General features: G+C 71.1%; 9 protein-coding genes. 7 read left to right on the top strand and 2 right to left on the bottom strand.

Features of this window, described 5'->3' with window-relative positions:
• The first annotated feature begins 205 nt into the window (after window positions 1-205).
• Entirely contained in the window at window positions 206-2149 is a 1944-nt protein-coding gene (locus QMF80_RS14610; protein ID WP_283453330.1) for a transglycosylase domain-containing protein, read from the top strand.
• Window positions 2150-2195: 46 nt separating this feature from the next.
• Here QMF80_RS14610 and QMF80_RS14605 read toward each other — a convergent pair whose 3' ends face one another.
• Window positions 2196-3518, bottom strand: coding sequence for a polysaccharide deacetylase family protein (locus QMF80_RS14605; RefSeq protein ID WP_283453216.1), 1323 nt, complete (start codon window positions 3516-3518; stop codon window positions 2196-2198).
• 317 nt (window positions 3519-3835) lie between these two features.
• On the opposite strand from QMF80_RS14605, the gene QMF80_RS14600 reads away from it, so the two are divergent.
• From QMF80_RS14600 to QMF80_RS14580, 5 genes are all read left to right on the top strand, one after another.
• Window positions 3836-4942 (top strand): amidase domain-containing protein, encoded by a 1107-nt coding sequence (locus QMF80_RS14600; RefSeq protein WP_283453214.1) that lies wholly within the window; start codon window positions 3836-3838, stop codon window positions 4940-4942.
• A gap of 135 nt (window positions 4943-5077) precedes the next feature.
• On the top strand, window positions 5078-6847 hold the full coding sequence (locus QMF80_RS14595) for a serine/threonine-protein kinase (protein ID WP_283453211.1): 1770 nt from the start codon (window positions 5078-5080) through the stop codon (window positions 6845-6847).
• Between the two features lie 63 nt (window positions 6848-6910).
• Window positions 6911-8179, top strand: a complete 1269-nt coding sequence (locus tag QMF80_RS14590; RefSeq protein ID WP_283453210.1) for a VWA domain-containing protein — start codon at window positions 6911-6913, stop codon at window positions 8177-8179.
• Complete coding sequence (locus tag QMF80_RS14585) at window positions 8179-9015, top strand: hypothetical protein (RefSeq protein WP_283453209.1); 837 nt, start codon at window positions 8179-8181, stop codon at window positions 9013-9015. The genes QMF80_RS14590 and QMF80_RS14585 overlap by 1 nt, the downstream gene beginning before the upstream one ends.
• 237 nt (window positions 9016-9252) lie before the next feature.
• Window positions 9253-12648, top strand: a complete 3396-nt coding sequence (locus QMF80_RS14580) for a CARDB domain-containing protein (RefSeq protein WP_283453208.1) — start codon at window positions 9253-9255, stop codon at window positions 12646-12648.
• A 109-nt stretch (window positions 12649-12757) separates the two neighbouring features.
• On the opposite strand, the gene QMF80_RS14575 is transcribed toward QMF80_RS14580, so the two are convergent.
• Window positions 12758-13372, bottom strand: coding sequence for a TetR family transcriptional regulator (locus QMF80_RS14575; RefSeq protein ID WP_283453207.1), 615 nt, complete (start codon window positions 13370-13372; stop codon window positions 12758-12760).
• Window positions 13373-13449: 77 nt separating this feature from the next.
• On the opposite strand from QMF80_RS14575, the gene QMF80_RS14570 reads away from it, so the two are divergent.
• Window positions 13450-14952: an FAD-dependent monooxygenase gene (locus tag QMF80_RS14570; RefSeq protein ID WP_283453206.1), complete on the top strand. Its 1503-nt coding sequence runs from the start codon at window positions 13450-13452 to the stop codon at window positions 14950-14952.
• Window positions 14953-15078 lie beyond the last annotated feature (126 nt).

Here is a 15078-nt window from a genome sequence, read left to right as displayed (position 1 = left end):
GAGCAGGCGGGCCTGGACAAAGGGCGGGGCATCCACCGGCAGACGGCGCAAAACGGGCGGTTCCAAGGAGGCCGGAGAGGCTGGAGAGGCCGGTGCGTCCGCCGCGTCCGGCCGGGCCGTCGGTCCCGCGCTGGCGGGCGCGCTGGCCCGCGCCCGGTCCGCACTGGCACCGGCCGTCGAGGCCGTCCGCCCCCTGCTGCGGCGGATGCGTCCCGCGTACCCCCGGCCCGGCCGCACCGACTGGCGCCGCTGGATACCCTCCTGGCGCCAGTGGCTGGGCGCCTGCGTGTACGGGTTCCTCGCCGTGGTCGCCTTCGTGGCGTGCGCCTACGCCGTCACGGACATTCCCGACGACCTCAACTCGTTCGCGAAGCAGCAGGACAACGTCTACTACTGGTCCGACGGCTCCAAGATGGCCCGCACCGGCTGGGTCAGCCGCCAGGAGATGCCCCTGGAGAAGGTGCCCGTCAAGGTCCAGAACGCCATCCTCTCGGCCGAGAACGCGAGCTTCTACTCCGACCCCGGCGTCTCGCCCAGTGGATTCCTGCGGGCGGTGAAGGCCGCCGTGACCGGCGGGGAGACCCAGGGCGGCTCCACCATCACCCAGCAGTACGTGAAGAACGCCTACCTCAACCAGGACCGCACCCTGTCCCGCAAGTTCACCGAGATCCTCCTCGCGGTGAAGCTGGACCAGCAGACGAGCAAGAAGCAGATCCTCCAGGACTACCTCAACACCAGCTGGTTCGGCCGCGGCACCTACGGCATCCAACGGGCGTCCCAGGCCTACTACGGCAAGGACGTCTCCCAGCTCAACGCCAGCGAGGGCGCCTTCCTGGCCTCCCTCCTCAAGGGCGCCGCGCTCTACGACCCGGCGATCAGCAAGGACAACCGCCAACGGGCCGAGGAGCGCTGGAGCTGGACCCTGGACCGGATGGTCCAGACCGGCAACCTCTCGGCGGCCGAGCGCGCCACGTACACGAAGTTCCCCGAACCCCAGGCCCGCTCCGTCACCAGCGACGCGGGCGGCCAGGCCGGTTACCTGGTCGAGCTGGCCAAGGCGTACGCGATCAAGTCCGGGCACATCAAGGACGCCGACTTCGACCTCGGCGGCTACCAGATCTACACGACCTTCGACGCGTCCCGCATGGACGCCCTGACGGCCGCGGTGCAGAAGGCGCAGGAGGGCTTCGACGCCCAGCGCCGTCCCACCACGGACACGTTCGCCAAGATCGGCGCGGCGAGCATCGCCCCGGACGGACGGCTGCTCGCGGTGTACGGCGGCCCCGACTACCTGAAGCAGGGCTTCAACGAGTCGAACGCGACGACGATCCCGGTCGGCACGGCGTTCACGCCGTTCGTGTACGCCGCCGCGCTCGAGGACGGCATCCTGCGCACGCGCGGCAAGCCCCGCACCACCGTCTCCCCGTCCTCTCGGTACGACGGGAACAACCAGGTCACCGTGCAGACGCCCGACGGCCCCTACTGGGACCGCAGCGGCAAGGTGGTCAAGGGACGCAACGACGGCGCCCGCGACTGGGGGCAGGTGACCCTGCGCCAGGCCGTCGCGGACTCGGTGAACACTCCCATGCTGCAACTCGGCCTCGACGTCGGCCTCGACCACGTGGACGCGCTCGCCGAGCGCGCGGGACTGCTCAGTTCGAGCCTCGGCCCCCAGGTGCCCGCCTTCGCGCTCGGGGAGAACTCGGCGCCCAGCGCGATCCGCATGGCCGGTGCCTACGAGACCTTCGCGGCGGGCGGCATGCACACCGAGCCCTACTCGGTCCGCGCGATCACCCGCAACGGCAGCGCGCTGCAGGTCGGCGCCCCGAAGCCCACCCGGGCGATGTCGGCGGGGACGGCGCGCGCGGTGACCGAGGCGATGCGGGACACCGTGACCACGGGGTCGGCGAAGGCCGCGAACAAGGCGCACCCGGGCGCGGCGGGCAAGACGGGGACGACCGCCGCGAACACCACGGGCTGGTTCGTGGCCAGTACCGAGCAGGAGTCCACGGCCGTGGTCGTCTACCGGATGTCCCTGACCGACCTGGTTCCGCTGCCGCTGACGGGCCTGGGCGGTGACGCCCCGGCGGCCTCCGCCCCCGACCGCGCGGTGCGGCTGTGGTCGGACTACATCAAAGGCGTGAAGTGAGAGCGACGGCGCGAGGGCGGGGTGAGGCGAGCGCGCGCGGGCGTGCTCACTTCACCAGCTTGCTCCAGTCCGGCGCCTGAGCGGGATCGAGCAGTCGCAGCTTCTCCAGGACCTTCGGGTCCTGGACGTCCAGCCAGTCGGCCAGCTCGCGGAACGACACGCACTTGACTTCCTGACGCGGGCAGACGTCCCGCATGACGTCCTCGACGGCCTTCATGTAGATGCCGCCGTTCCAGTCCTCGAAGTGGTTGCCGATGTACATGGGCGCGCGGCTGCCGTTGTAGACCCGGTTGAAACCATTCACATATGACATACGGGTCTGTTCTTCCCATGCCGGATATTTGGCCGGGTCACCCTTGACGCTGTCGCCGGACTGGTTGTAAAGGAAGTTGAAGTCCATGGAGAGGACTTGCACCTCTTTGTTCTGCAACGGCACGAGTTGCAGGGGAAAGTTCCATATGCCATTGGGCTTGGACGGCCAGAGCTGGAAATCCCCCGAGGAACTCGCGTCGTAGCGCCAGCCGTACGGCTTGATCGCGGTCAGCAGGTTCTTCTGCCCCTCCAGGCACGGCGCGCGGCCGCCGACGACCTCCCGGTCGGGGTCGAAGGGCAGGGGCGCCACGTTGGTGAATCCCGTATTGGTCTTCCAGTTCTTGATGAACGAGTACGACTGGTCTATCTCGCTCTTCCACTCGGCGGGACTCCAGTCCCCGCCGCCCTTGGGCCCGCAGAAGTGGCCGTTGAAGTGCGAGCCGATCTCGTCGCCGTCGGTCCAGGCGCCCCGCAGCTGCTCCAGCGTGCTCTTCACGTGCGGGACCGTCGGGTACGAGATGGCTGCCGATCCCTGGCTGTGCTGTGGCGGGCTGTACAGCATCCGCTTGCTCTCCGGCAGCAGGTAGATGCCCGTGAGGAAGAAGGACATGTGGGCCTTGCTCTCCTTGGCCACCTCGCGGAAGTGCGAGAAGAGGTGGTCGTCGCCCTCCAGCGCGCCGTCCCAGGAGAAGACCACGAACTGCGGCGGCTTCTCGCCGGGCTTGAGCCGCTCGGGCTTGAGCTGGCCCGGCTGGGGTCCGGTGTAGGAGGTGGAGCCGTCCCCCAGCACCTTCGTCTTGCCGTCCCAGGCCTTCTCGTCACCGGCCGCGGCGGGGCCGTTCTTGGCGCCCGTCCCGCCCGCGGCGGACTTCCCGTCCTGCTCGGCGGCCCCCGAGGAGCCGCCGAGGGTGAAGGCGTAGCCAGTGGCGGCCGTCACACCGACGGCGATCACGGCGGCGCCCATGCCCAGCCGCTTGCGGTTCAGTGCCTTCTTCCGGGCCTTGTGCTCGGCCCGGGACTGCGGCTGGGGACGCGGGGCGTCGTGGGTGTCGGGCATCGTTATCGTCTTCCCCCGTAGTCACCGCAGCCCCCGCCGCGCATGGATTGTTCGTACGAATATAGAACTTGTTGGCACACCTACCACACCCCGACTCCTTTACTCCCGCTATCTCACAGTCGGCCCACAGGGCCCGCACAGGGAAAAGGGGGCCGGAGGAGTCCGCGGAACCTCGCCGTCCGCACCGATGCGCGACCGGAACCGGGCCCGGTCCCAAGAGTCGCCAGGCTGTGCGAAGATTCCGTCCCGCCGGTTCGTGTGGACCGGTGACAAGGGGAACTATCGTGATACCAAAGACGTTCAGACCCGCCGTTGGCGTGGCCCTGGCCGCAGTCCTGTCGTACGCATTCCTGCCGTCCTCCTTCGCGAGTGAGGCGCCTCCGTCGCACACCGCGGACCAGAAGACCCTCAACACCTTCGCGCGCATGGCCGACGACGTGCTCTCCCAGCGCACCGAGGCACTCGTCGAGGACCGGTCGGGACGCCGCCCCGCCGCCTCGGGCGCGAAGACCCGCATGTCCCCCCAGCTGCAGAAGGACGAGGCCGCCGCGCTGTCGTCGCTGCAGTCCCGCAAGACCCGGCTCAAGGCGCTCGGCGAGGCCTACAGCGACGCCGACACCAAGGTCACCGTGGACAAGTCCACGATCACCAAGGGGCACGCGACCGTCCAGGTCACCGAGGACACCACCCTCACCTACAAGAAGGTCCGCGGCGACGAGCCGACGACGACCGGCTTCAAGACCCGGTACGAGCTGAACCTCACCGCGAAGCCGGGCGGCGCCTGGGAGCTGAGCTCCATCGCCTCGAAGGAGAACGGCCCGGTCGCGGTCAACGAGCCGACGGCCGTCAAGAAGGTCGCCGCCATCGACGACGACGGCCAGACCTACCCCGACGGCACCCCGGCCTCCACCTCGTACCCCGCACCGGCCAAGCCCAAGGTCAAGACCGGCGGCACGTACGACTACGCCGCCATGGCGGCGTACGCGGAGAAGTACTGGAAGAACTACAACCCGGCGTACCGGCAGTTCAACGGGGCCGGGGGCGACTGCACCAACTTCATCAGCCAGTCGCTGAAGGCGGGCGGCTGGCAGAACGTCTCCGGCACCACCTACGACTACCGCAACTGGTGGTACGACGGCAGCCTGAACACCGACTCGTGGGCGGGCGCCAACGAGTGGGCCTGGTTCACCAACTCCAACAAGCGGGCCACCAACCTGGCCAACGTCTACCAGATGGATGTCGGCGACATCCTGCAGATGGACTTCAACCGGGACGGTTCCAAGGACCACTCGATGATCGTGACGTACCGGAGCAGCGCGGGAACGCCCTACGTCACCTACCACTCCACGAACACCTACCGCAAGTCGCTGGCGAGCCTGATCGCGTCCTACCCCAACGCGGTCTACTTCGCCTACCGCACCTGACAGGTCCGCCCGGTGGATCGACCCCCTCGATCCGCCGGGCGGCGCGGCCTACCGGCGCCGGTCAATTGGATACTCTCTCGGTTGACTTCGGGGCGTCGGCACGGGCCGGACGCCGCCAACAGGGGATGGTTCGCTATGAGCAGTGCGCCGCAGGCCGGTATCTTCCAGCCGCTCAAGGCAGATGACCCGGCGGTGGTGGGCGGCTACCGTCTCGCGGCCGTGCTCGGCGCGGGCGGCATGGGCAAGGTGTACCTCTCGTACACACCGGGCGGGCGGCCCATCGCGCTCAAGGTGATCCGGCCCGAGTTCGGCGAGGACCCCGAGTTCCGGCGGCGCTTCCAGCAGGAAGTGCGGGCCGCGCAACGCGTGCAGGGCCTGTACACGGCGCCCGTCATCGACTCCGACACCGAGGGCGAGATGCCCTGGCTGGCCACGGCCTACGTGCCCGGCCCCTCCCTCGCGCACGCCGTCGCCCAGCACGGCGGACTGCCCCTGCGCAGCGTCCTGTTGCTCACGGTCGGGGTCGCCGAGGCCCTCCACGTCATCCACGGCGCGGGCATCGTCCACCGCGACCTGAAGCCCGCCAACGTGCTCCTCGCCTCCGACGGCCCCCGCGTCATCGACTTCGGCATCGCCCGCGCGGCCGACACCACCGCCCTCACCAGCACCGGCGTCAGCATCGGTACCCCCGCTTTCATGGCGCCCGAGCAGGCGTCGGCCGGCGCGATCACCGCCGCGACCGACATCTTCGCCCTCGGCCAGATCGCGGCCTACGCGGCGATCGGCGCGCCCGCCTTCGGCGACGGCCCCTCGCACGCCGTGCTCTACCGGATCGTGCACGAGGACCCCGACCTCAGCAGGCTCCCCGAGGAACTCCGGTCCCTGGTGACCCGCTGCCTCAGCCGGGACCCGGCGGACCGCCCGGCCCTGACCGAGGTCATCCGGCTGTGCCAGGAGATCTCACCCGAGCCGCTGCGCCAGGGAGAGGACTGGCTGCCGCGCACCATCGCCGGGTCCATCACCGAGCGGCTGCAACTGCCCGCGCCCGCGCCCACCCCGCCCCCGGTGCAGGCCCCCGTCACGCCGACCCCGACCGCATGGTCCCCGCAGACTCCGGCCCCGGGCGCCGCGAACCCGTACACGCCGACCGCCTACGCCGTGGCGGCGGCGCCGACGCGGTCCGCCCCGGGGGTCCCCGGCGCCCCGGGCACGCCCCCTCCGGGCCACCCCGGCGCCCCCGGCACCGTCCCGCACGGCTACTACCCCCCGCAGCTCCATCACGCCGCCGGATACCCGCCCCCCGCGCAGCGCCCCAGGCGGACCGGGCTGATCGTCGCCGCGTCCGTCGCGGCCGCGGTCGTCGGGCTCGCGGTCATTGGCTACCTGCTGCCGGACGGCACCGGCAAGGGCGCCGACGCCAAGTCGACCGGCGGCGGCGGTACGGGCGCCAGTGGCGCTCCCAGCGCCTCGCAGAAGCGGCCAGACCCCCAGCCCGCCTCGTACCCGGGTGTCGACATCACGGGGAACTACCAGCTGCTCCTCGCCGACAATCCGCCGCGCCCCACCGAGGACCAGGGCGGCGGTGTGCTCTACGGCCACGGTGACCTCTTCTACTACAACGACACCTTGTTCGGGCGGGACCAGGTCGGCACCACGAACGGGAAGCTGGTCCTGCTGAACAACGCGCAGAAGGGCTCGCTGGAGACCTGCCGCACCGAGACCCGCTACACCGAGAAGATCAGCCTCGACCAGCTCTCGGACGGCTCGCAGATCTGCGTCCTGAGCAAGGCCGGTCACATCGCGGTGGCCACCTACCGCGGCAAGTCGGGCCCGGACGAGCCGAGCAAGTACATCACGGTCGACTTCACGATCTGGCGCAACGCGGACCAGCCCAAGAGCGACTGAGGTCCCCGCGGGCCGGAGCGGGCCCGTTTTGGATTGCCGGGGGATCCTCAATACGATCCGCCGATGATCACTAGAAAATGGGTGGCGGCCGGAGCGTGCGGCCTGCTCGCCACCCTGGCCGTCGGGCTCTTCCCGGCCAACGCCATGGCCGGTGAACCGGCGAAGAAGGAATCTCCCAAAGTCGAGTTGGTCCTCGATGTCAGTGGCTCCATGCGGGCCACCGACATCGACGGCCAGTCCCGGATGTCGGCGGCGAAGCAGGCGTTCAACGAGGTACTGGACGCCGTCCCCGACGATGTGCAGCTGGGCATACGGACGTTGGGGGCGAACTACCCCGGTGACGACCGGCAGCTCGGCTGCAAGGACACCAAGCAGCTCTACCCCGTCGGGCGGCTCGACCGGACCGAGGCGAAGACCGCCGTCTCGACGCTCGCTCCGACCGGCTGGACGCCCATCGGACCGGCCCTGCTCGGAGCGGCCGAGGACCTCAAGGGCGGCGACGCCACCCGCCGGATCGTGCTCATCACGGACGGCGAGGACACCTGCGCCCCGCTCGACCCCTGCGAAGTGGCCCGCGACATCGCGGCCAAGGGGATCCACCTCGTCATCGACACGCTGGGCCTCGTCCCCGACGCCAAGACGCGCAGTCAGCTGATCTGCATCGCCGAGGCCACCGGCGGGACCTACACCTCGGTCCAGCACACCTCCGAACTCTCGGGCCGGGTGCGGCAGTCGGTCGCCAGGGCCGCGGCTCCCGTCGTCACCCCGGTGGCGACCCAGGGAGCCAAGGAGTGCGCCAGTGCCCCTCGGTTGAAGCAGGGCCTCTACACCGACCGCGAGGCCTTCGGTGAGCACCGCTGGTACCGCGTGGACGTCAAGCCGGGGCAGGAACTGCGCGCCGCGGTGAGCATCGGCGCCGACCGCGCCGTCAACAACGACTACGGCGTGATGCTGCGCGCGACGACCCAGTGGGGGAGGGAGATCGTCCGCGGATCGGAGGCGGGCGACGGGCGCACCGACATGATCTCCACCGGACTGCGCTACCCGAAGGCCACGCTCGACGACGAGAAGGACGGCGCGACGGCGGAGACCGTCTGCCTCCAGGTCAGCAACTCCTTCTCGGCGCCCGCGTCGGTCAAGACCACCCCGGGCATGCCCGTGGAGCTGACCATCGACCTGGTGGACGGCCCCGGCTCCGCCGCCGACGTGGCGGCCTTCGGCCTGGGCCGCGGCTGGTGGCTGCTCGGCGTGCTCGCCCTGACCGGCCTCCTGGCGGGTCTGGTGTGGGGCTGGATCTCCCGCTGGCGTATCTCGGTATGGAGGACCAACTGATGCGTACCGTACGCACACTGACCGCTGCCGCGCTGACCCTCGTCGGCGCGCTCTGCGCCGTGGCCGCGGCCCCGGCCGTGGCCACCGGCACCCCGTCGACGGGCGCGAGCCCGTCCGCGTCGGGCAAGCCCTCCGGGCCGACCGAGGCGGGCACCGGCTTCCGCACCGCCACAGCGCTCCAGCCGGGGGAGCGGGCCACGGCCGACGCCTCCACCGGTGACTACCTGTACTGGGTGCTCCCGCTGGACGCGGGCTCGCGCACCACGGTCCGGGCGACGGTTTCCCTGCCCGCGACGGCCACCCGCCACGCCGCGTCGACCTGGCAGCTCGACGTCTACGACGGACTGCGCCGCCGCCAGCCGTGCACGTACGGCGCGCAGACGCGGGCGGTGGCCAAGGACGCCCCCTCGGTCGGCCTGTCCTGCACCCTGCGCACGGTCCGGGCCGGGGCCGAGCCGTGGTCCGACGACCCGCTGCCGGGCAGCTACTACGTACGGCTGACGGTCGTCGGGCTCGCCCAGGAGGACGTGGGCCTGCCGGTACGCGCGGAAGTCGAGGCGGCCTCGCAGGACACCGGAGGCGCGCTCGCCGTGGACGGCGCCCTCTCCGCGCCCCTCGTTCCCGGCATCGGCGCCGCCCGCGCCGACGCCGCGTCACCGGCCCAGCAGCCCGCGGCCACCGGGGGGGAACCGGCGGACGGCTGGTCCGGTGGCTGGTGGTCCGACCGCTGGCTCTGGACCGCAGGGGGCGGCGTACTCGCGGCCCTGGCGGCCATCGGCGGGTACCGGCTGACCCGGGGCGCGGGCCGCCCCTCCAGGGTGGCGCCCCACGCCTGACCGGGGTTCCACGGGGGTTTCCACAACGGCCGCGCGTGTGCCAGGCGTTGACAAAATCGTCATCTGCTAGAAATCTATGCCGCCACAGCCGCACAACTGCAATCAGATCACTCAAAAACTAAAGAATGATCCGCAAGTTTGCGGCAGGCGGGCACAACTGCCTGGTCACGTCCCACGCTCGGCTCTCCGGCCCGGTGCGTCCGCACCGGGCCGTCCCCCCATGGAACAGAGGACAGCATGAGATGGATGCACGGCGGTCGGCGGTTGCTGGCCGGCCTGGTCGTCGCGGGCCTGATCGCCCTCGGACTCCTGCCCGCCACCTTCGCCGCCGCGGCGGGCGGCCCCAACCTCGCCCTCGGCAAAGCGGTCACCGCCAGCGGGTCCCTCGGCGGCTATCCGGCCGCGGGCGTCACCGACGGCAACCAGGGCTCGTACTGGGAGAGCCCTGCCGGCGCCTTCCCGCAGTGGGTCCAGGTGGACCTCGGACGGCCCGTCGCCGTCGATCAGGTGGCGCTGAAGCTGCCCGCCGGATGGGAGGCGCGGACCGAGACGCTGACCGTGCAGGGCAGCACCGACGGGAACACCTTCAGTACCCTGTCCGCCGCGGCGGGGCGCGCCTTCGACCCGGCCCGGTCCAACACCGTCACCATCGGCTTCGCCGCCGCGACGGTGCGCCAGGTGCGGGTGAGCGTCGGCGCCAACACCGGCTGGCCCGCCGCCCAGATAGCCGAGTTCGAGGTCTACGCGGCCGACGGAAGCGGTGACCCCGGCGACCCGGGAGACCCGGGCACCCCGCCCCCGAGCGGGGTCAATCTGGCCAGGAGCAAGCCCATCGAGGCGTCCTCCACCACCCAGTCGTTCATCGCGGCCCACGCCAATGACGACAGCGTCACCAGCTACTGGGAGGCGGGCGGCCCCCAGTCCACGCTGACCGTGAAGCTCGGCTCCAACGCCGACGTCACCGGGATCGTCCTCAAGCTCAATCCCGACCCCGCCTGGTCCACCCGTACGCAGAGCCTCGAAGTGCTCGGCCGCGAGCAGTCCGCTATCGGGTTCACCACCCTGCGGGCGCGCGCCGACTACGTATTCAGCCCGTCCGGGAACCAGAACACCGTGACCGTCCCCGTCACCGGGCGCCTGGCCGACGTACAGCTGAAGTTCTCCGGCAACACCGGGGCGGACGGCGGCCAGGTCGCCGAATTCCAGGTCATCGGCGCTTCCGCGCCGAACCCGGACCTGACCTTCACCGACCTGACCTGGTCACCGGCCTCCCCGTCCGAGAGCGACGCCGTCACCGTGGGCGCCACCGTCCGCAACGCCGGTACGGTCGCCTCCGCCGCGACCACCGTCAACGTCAGCCTGGAGGGCGCGGTCTCGGGCAGCGCCCCCGTCGGCGCCCTCGCCCCCGGAGCGTCGGTCACCGTCCCCGTCCCGGTCGGCAAGCGCCCGATGGGGAGCTACACCGTCTCGGCGGTCGTCGACCCCACCGACACCGTCCCCGAGCAGGACAACACCAACAACGGCCGGACCGCGGCCGCCAAGCTCGTCGTCGGCCAGGCCCCCGGCCCCGACTTCGAAGCGCTCTCCATCACCACCGACCCGGCCAACCCGGCCGTGGGCGCCCCGGTCTCCTTCACCGTGGCCGTGCACAACCGGGGCACCACCGGGGTGGGCGCGGGCACCGTCACCCGCCTGGTCGCGGGTGCCACCACCCTGAACGGCCCCACCCCGGCGGTCGCCACCGGTGAGACGGTCGACGTGCCGGTCAACGGGACCTGGACGGCGGTCAGCGGCGGCGCCACCCTCACCGCCACCGCCGACGGCACCGGCCTGGTCGCCGAGACCAACGAGACCAACAACAGCTACGCGCGCGCCGTGGTCGTCGGCCGGGGCGCGGCCCTCCCGTACACCGAGTACGAGGCGGAGGCGGGCGGTTACACCGGCGCGCTGCTCCAGAGCGACGCCAAGCGCACCTTCGGCCACACCGACTTCGCCACCGAGTCCTCCGGCCGCGAGTCGGTGCGCCTGAGCTCCACCGGCCAGTACGTGCAGTTGACCTCGACCGGCGCGGCCAACTCGATCGTCGTGCGAAACTCCGTCCCCGACGCCCCGAACGGCGGCGGCGCCGACGCCACCATCAGCCTCTACATCAACGGCAGCTTCGCCCAGAAGCTCAGCCTGTCCTCCAAGTACAGCTGGCTCTACGGCAGTACGGACAGCCCCGAGGGACTGACCAACACCCCTGGCGCAGACGCCCGCAGGCTCTTCGACGAGTCCCACGCGCTGCTCGCGCGGAGCTACCCGCAGGGCACCACCTTCCGCCTCCAGCGCGACGCGGGCGACACGGCCTCGTACTACGTCATCGACCTGATCGACCTGGAGCAGGTGGCCCCGGCGGCCGCCAAGCCCGCCGAGTGCACTTCGATCACCGACTACGGCGCGATCCCCAACGACGGCGTCGACGACACCGCGGCCCTCCAGAAGGCCGTGACGGCGGACCAGAACGGGCAGATCGCCTGCGTGTGGATCCCGCAGGGCCAGTGGCGCCAGGAGCAGAAGATCCTCACCGACGACCCGCTGAACCGGGGCCAGTACAACCAGGTGGGCCTCAGCAACGTCTCGATCCGCGGCGCGGGGATGTGGTACTCGCAGCTCTACACCCTGACCCCGCCGCAGGACGCGGGCGGCATCAACCACCCGCACGAGGGCACCTTCGGGTTCGACATCGACGACAACACGCAGATCTCCGACATCGCCATCTTCGGCTCGGGCACCATCCGTGGCGGCGACGGAAACGCCGAGGGCGGCGTCGGCCTCAACGGCCGCTTCGGCAAGAACACGAAGATCACCAACGTATGGATCGAGCACGCCAACGTCGGTGTCTGGGTCGGCCGCGACTACGACAACATTCCGGCCCTGTGGGGTCCCGGCGACGGCGTCGACTTCAGCGGCATGCGGATCCGCGACATCTACGCCGACGGCATCAACTTCGCCAACGGCACGCGCAATTCGACCGTCTTCAACTCCTCCTTCCGCACGACCGGCGACGACTCCCTCGCGGTGTGGTCAAGCAAGTACGTGAAGGACCAGTCGGTCGACATCGGCCACGACAACCACTTCCGCAACAACACCGTCCAGCTGCCGTGGCGGGCCAACGGCATCGCGGTCTACGGCGGTTACGGCAACACCATCGAGAACAACCTGATCTACGACACGATGAACTACCCCGGCATCATGCTGGCGACCGACCACGACCCGCTGCCCTTCTCCGGGCAGACCCTGATCGCGGGCAACGGACTCTTCCGCACGGGCGGCGCCTTCTGGGGCGAGGCCCAGGAGTTCGGGGCGATCACCCTCTTCGCGGCCAACCAGCCGATCCCCGGCGTCACCATCCGGGACACCGACATCCACGACTCCACTTACGACGGGATCCAGTTCAAGACGGGCGGCGGAGCCGTCCCCGACGCGAAGGTCACCAACGTGACCATCGACAAGTCCAACAACGGCGCGGGCATCCGCGCCCACGGCGGCGCCCGCGGCAGCGCCACCCTGTCGAACGTCACCATCACCGGGTCGGCCGACGGGAACATCGTGGTCGAACCCGGCTCCCAGTTCGTGATCAACGGCGGCTAGTGCCGCGGAACGCAGCGCCAGGACCTCCGGCGCGGCGGCCCCTCGCGGGCGGCCGCGCCGGAGGTCCTCGTACGTCCGCGCCGAGCGGTGCGGCCGACGGGCCGTCGCGTCAGCCGGACCTCAGGCCGTCCCGCAGGAGGTCGAAGGCGTGATGGACGGCTCGGACCGCCTCCGGGTAGCGGTCGGCGGCGGACTCTCCGCCGATCAGGCACACGTGGTTGGCATGGGCGAGTTCGCGCTGCACCACCACCACCTGGGCGGCCGCCAGACGCGCGGTGAGCGGATCGAGCCCGGTTTCGCGCAGCGCCTCCGCCAGGGCGTCGATCCCCCGCGCCGTATAGCGCGTCAGCCCCGCCGCCAGGCTCTCGGTGCTGCCGATCAGCCGGTAGAAGGCCAGGGACCTGGGGTCGTCGTTGAGGCCGGTGTTCTCATCGCGCCGCCCGAGGCTGTCCAGCAGCGCTTCCCGCAGTGCGCGCAGGGGCGTCTGATCGGGCCGGCGGGCCCGGACGGTCCGGGCCGCCTCGTCCTCGTGGTCGGCGAACTGCTGCAGGACGAGGTCTTCCTTGGTCGGGAAGTAGGTGAAGAGGGTCCGCCGGGAGACGTCCGACGCCGCCGCGACGTCGGTCATCGAGACCTGGTCGAACCCCGCCTCGACGAACAGGCGGAGCGCCGTGACCTTGATCGTTTCGCGGGTGTGCGCCTTCTTGCGTTCTCTCAGGCCCATGCGGTCTTCCATGCAACCCACAATACCGTATGCTGCACTCAGTGCAGGATTGCACTCAGTGCATTTAAGGGGAGACCATGCGGACCGAAGTGATCGTGGCAGGAGCGGGCCCGACCGGGCTGATGCTGGCCCATGAACTGACCCTGGCCGGAGTGCCGACCGTGGTGCTGGAGCGGCAGACCGCGCGCGGCGCCCAGTCCCGGGCGGGACAGCTGCAACCGCGCACCGCCGAGGTGCTCGACCTGCGCGGGCTGCTGGCTCCGCTGCTCGCGGACGCGCCGTCCGGCGACGCGGCAGGTGGCGCGGCCGACGGTGCGCCCCAGGGTGCGTCCAGGGGTGCGTCCAGTGGCCATTTCGCCGCGCTGCCCGTCGAGCTGGACTGCCGCCCGTGGCAGACCCGTTACCCCGGGCCGGTCACTCTCCCGCAGGCCCGCCTGGAGGCCTTCCTCGAAGAGCGCCTCGTCCGCCGGGGAGTACCCGTGCTCCGCGGCCACGAGGTGACGGAGGTCGAGCAGGACGCCGACGGGGTCACGGTCGGGGGCATCCGCGCCGGCTACCTCGTCGCCTGCGACGGCGGCCACAGCACGATCCGCAAGCTCCTGGGCGTCCCCTTCCCGGGCCGGGCGAGCACGATGTCCTCCGTGGTCGCGGACATCACCCTCGCGTCCCGCTCCGACGCGGTCCCCGCCGAGCGCGGACACTTCAGCGGGCACACCGGCTCCGGCGGCGGGTTCTTCAGCGTCCTGGCCCCGCTCGACGGCGCCGTGTACCGGCTGATCTTCGGCAAGCTCTCCGGTGAGGGCCCGGGGCGCGACGTGCCCGTCGCCGCCGAAGAGGTCGACGAAGCGCTGCGCGCCGTGTACGGACCCGGGACGCGGCTGGGCGAACTGCGCGCCGCATCCCGGTTCGGCGACGCCGTACGGCAGGTCGAGCGCTATCGAGAGGGGCGGGTGTTCTTCGCCGGGGACGCGGCCCACATCCACATGCCGATCGGCGGCCAGGGCGTGAACCTGGGCACCCAGGACGCCGTGAACCTCGGCTGGAAACTCGCCGCCACGGTGCGGGGCTGGGCGCCGGAGGGACTGCTGGACACCTACCACGCCGAACGCCACCCCATCGGCGCCCGGGTGCTGCGGCACACCCGCGCCCAGGCCGTCCTCCTGAACGCCGGGCGGGACGAGGAGGTGGCGGCGCTCCGGGACATCGTCACCGACCTGGTCCGGCTGCCCGAAGGCAACCGCTTCATCTCGGGGCTGATGTCCGGCCTGGACATCCAGTACCCCGGGCTCGGCCCCCGCATGATCGACGTGGACCTGACCACCGAGGACGGCCCGACCCGCGTGAGCGCGCTGACGCACTCCGGCCGGGGCCTGCTGCTCTCCTTCGACGGCAAGGACCGGCGGATCGACGGCTGGGCCGACCGGGTCGACCACGTCGCCGCCACGACCGACGAGGACATCGACGCCGTCCTGATCCGCCCCGACGGCTACATCGCCTGGTCCGCCACCGACACCACACCCCTCGAAACGGCTCTGGCCCGCTGGTTCGGCCCGGCGTCCCGCCCGGGAGGGGCGGCCTGAGGGCTGTCCCGCAATCCCCTGATCCCCGGCGGGCGCGCGGCGCCGGCCACGGCGCCTCGCCGCGTTGCTTCGCGAAGCTCCCCCAGCCCACCGCCGTGAACCAGGACAGCGGGCTCGTCCTGGTGC

The sequence above is a fragment of the Streptomyces sp. G-G2 genome, from assembly GCF_030063135.1.
In the GTDB taxonomy this organism is placed as follows: Bacteria; Actinomycetota; Actinomycetes; order Streptomycetales; family Streptomycetaceae; genus Streptomyces.
The sequence above is the reverse complement of the archived record's forward strand: the minus strand, read 5'-3'. Positions and strand labels throughout refer to the sequence as shown.

What these genes read in the sequence shown, in the direction of transcription:
- QMF80_RS14610 (WP_283453330.1), top strand. Translation starts at nt 206, where the DNA reads ATGCGTCCCGCGTACCCCCGGCCCGGCCGCACCGACTGGCGCCGCTGG.
- QMF80_RS14605 (WP_283453216.1), bottom strand. Translation starts at nt 3,518, where the DNA reads ATGCCCGACACCCACGACGCCCCGCGTCCCCAGCCGCAGTCCCGGGCC.
- QMF80_RS14595 (WP_283453211.1), top strand. Translation starts at nt 5,078, where the DNA reads ATGAGCAGTGCGCCGCAGGCCGGTATCTTCCAGCCGCTCAAGGCAGAT.
- QMF80_RS14590 (WP_283453210.1), top strand. Translation starts at nt 6,911, where the DNA reads ATGATCACTAGAAAATGGGTGGCGGCCGGAGCGTGCGGCCTGCTCGCC.
- QMF80_RS14585 (WP_283453209.1), top strand. Translation starts at nt 8,179, where the DNA reads ATGCGTACCGTACGCACACTGACCGCTGCCGCGCTGACCCTCGTCGGC.
- QMF80_RS14580 (WP_283453208.1), top strand. Translation starts at nt 9,253, where the DNA reads ATGAGATGGATGCACGGCGGTCGGCGGTTGCTGGCCGGCCTGGTCGTC.
- QMF80_RS14575 (WP_283453207.1), bottom strand. Translation starts at nt 13,372, where the DNA reads ATGGGCCTGAGAGAACGCAAGAAGGCGCACACCCGCGAAACGATCAAG.
- QMF80_RS14570 (WP_283453206.1), top strand. Translation starts at nt 13,450, where the DNA reads ATGCGGACCGAAGTGATCGTGGCAGGAGCGGGCCCGACCGGGCTGATG.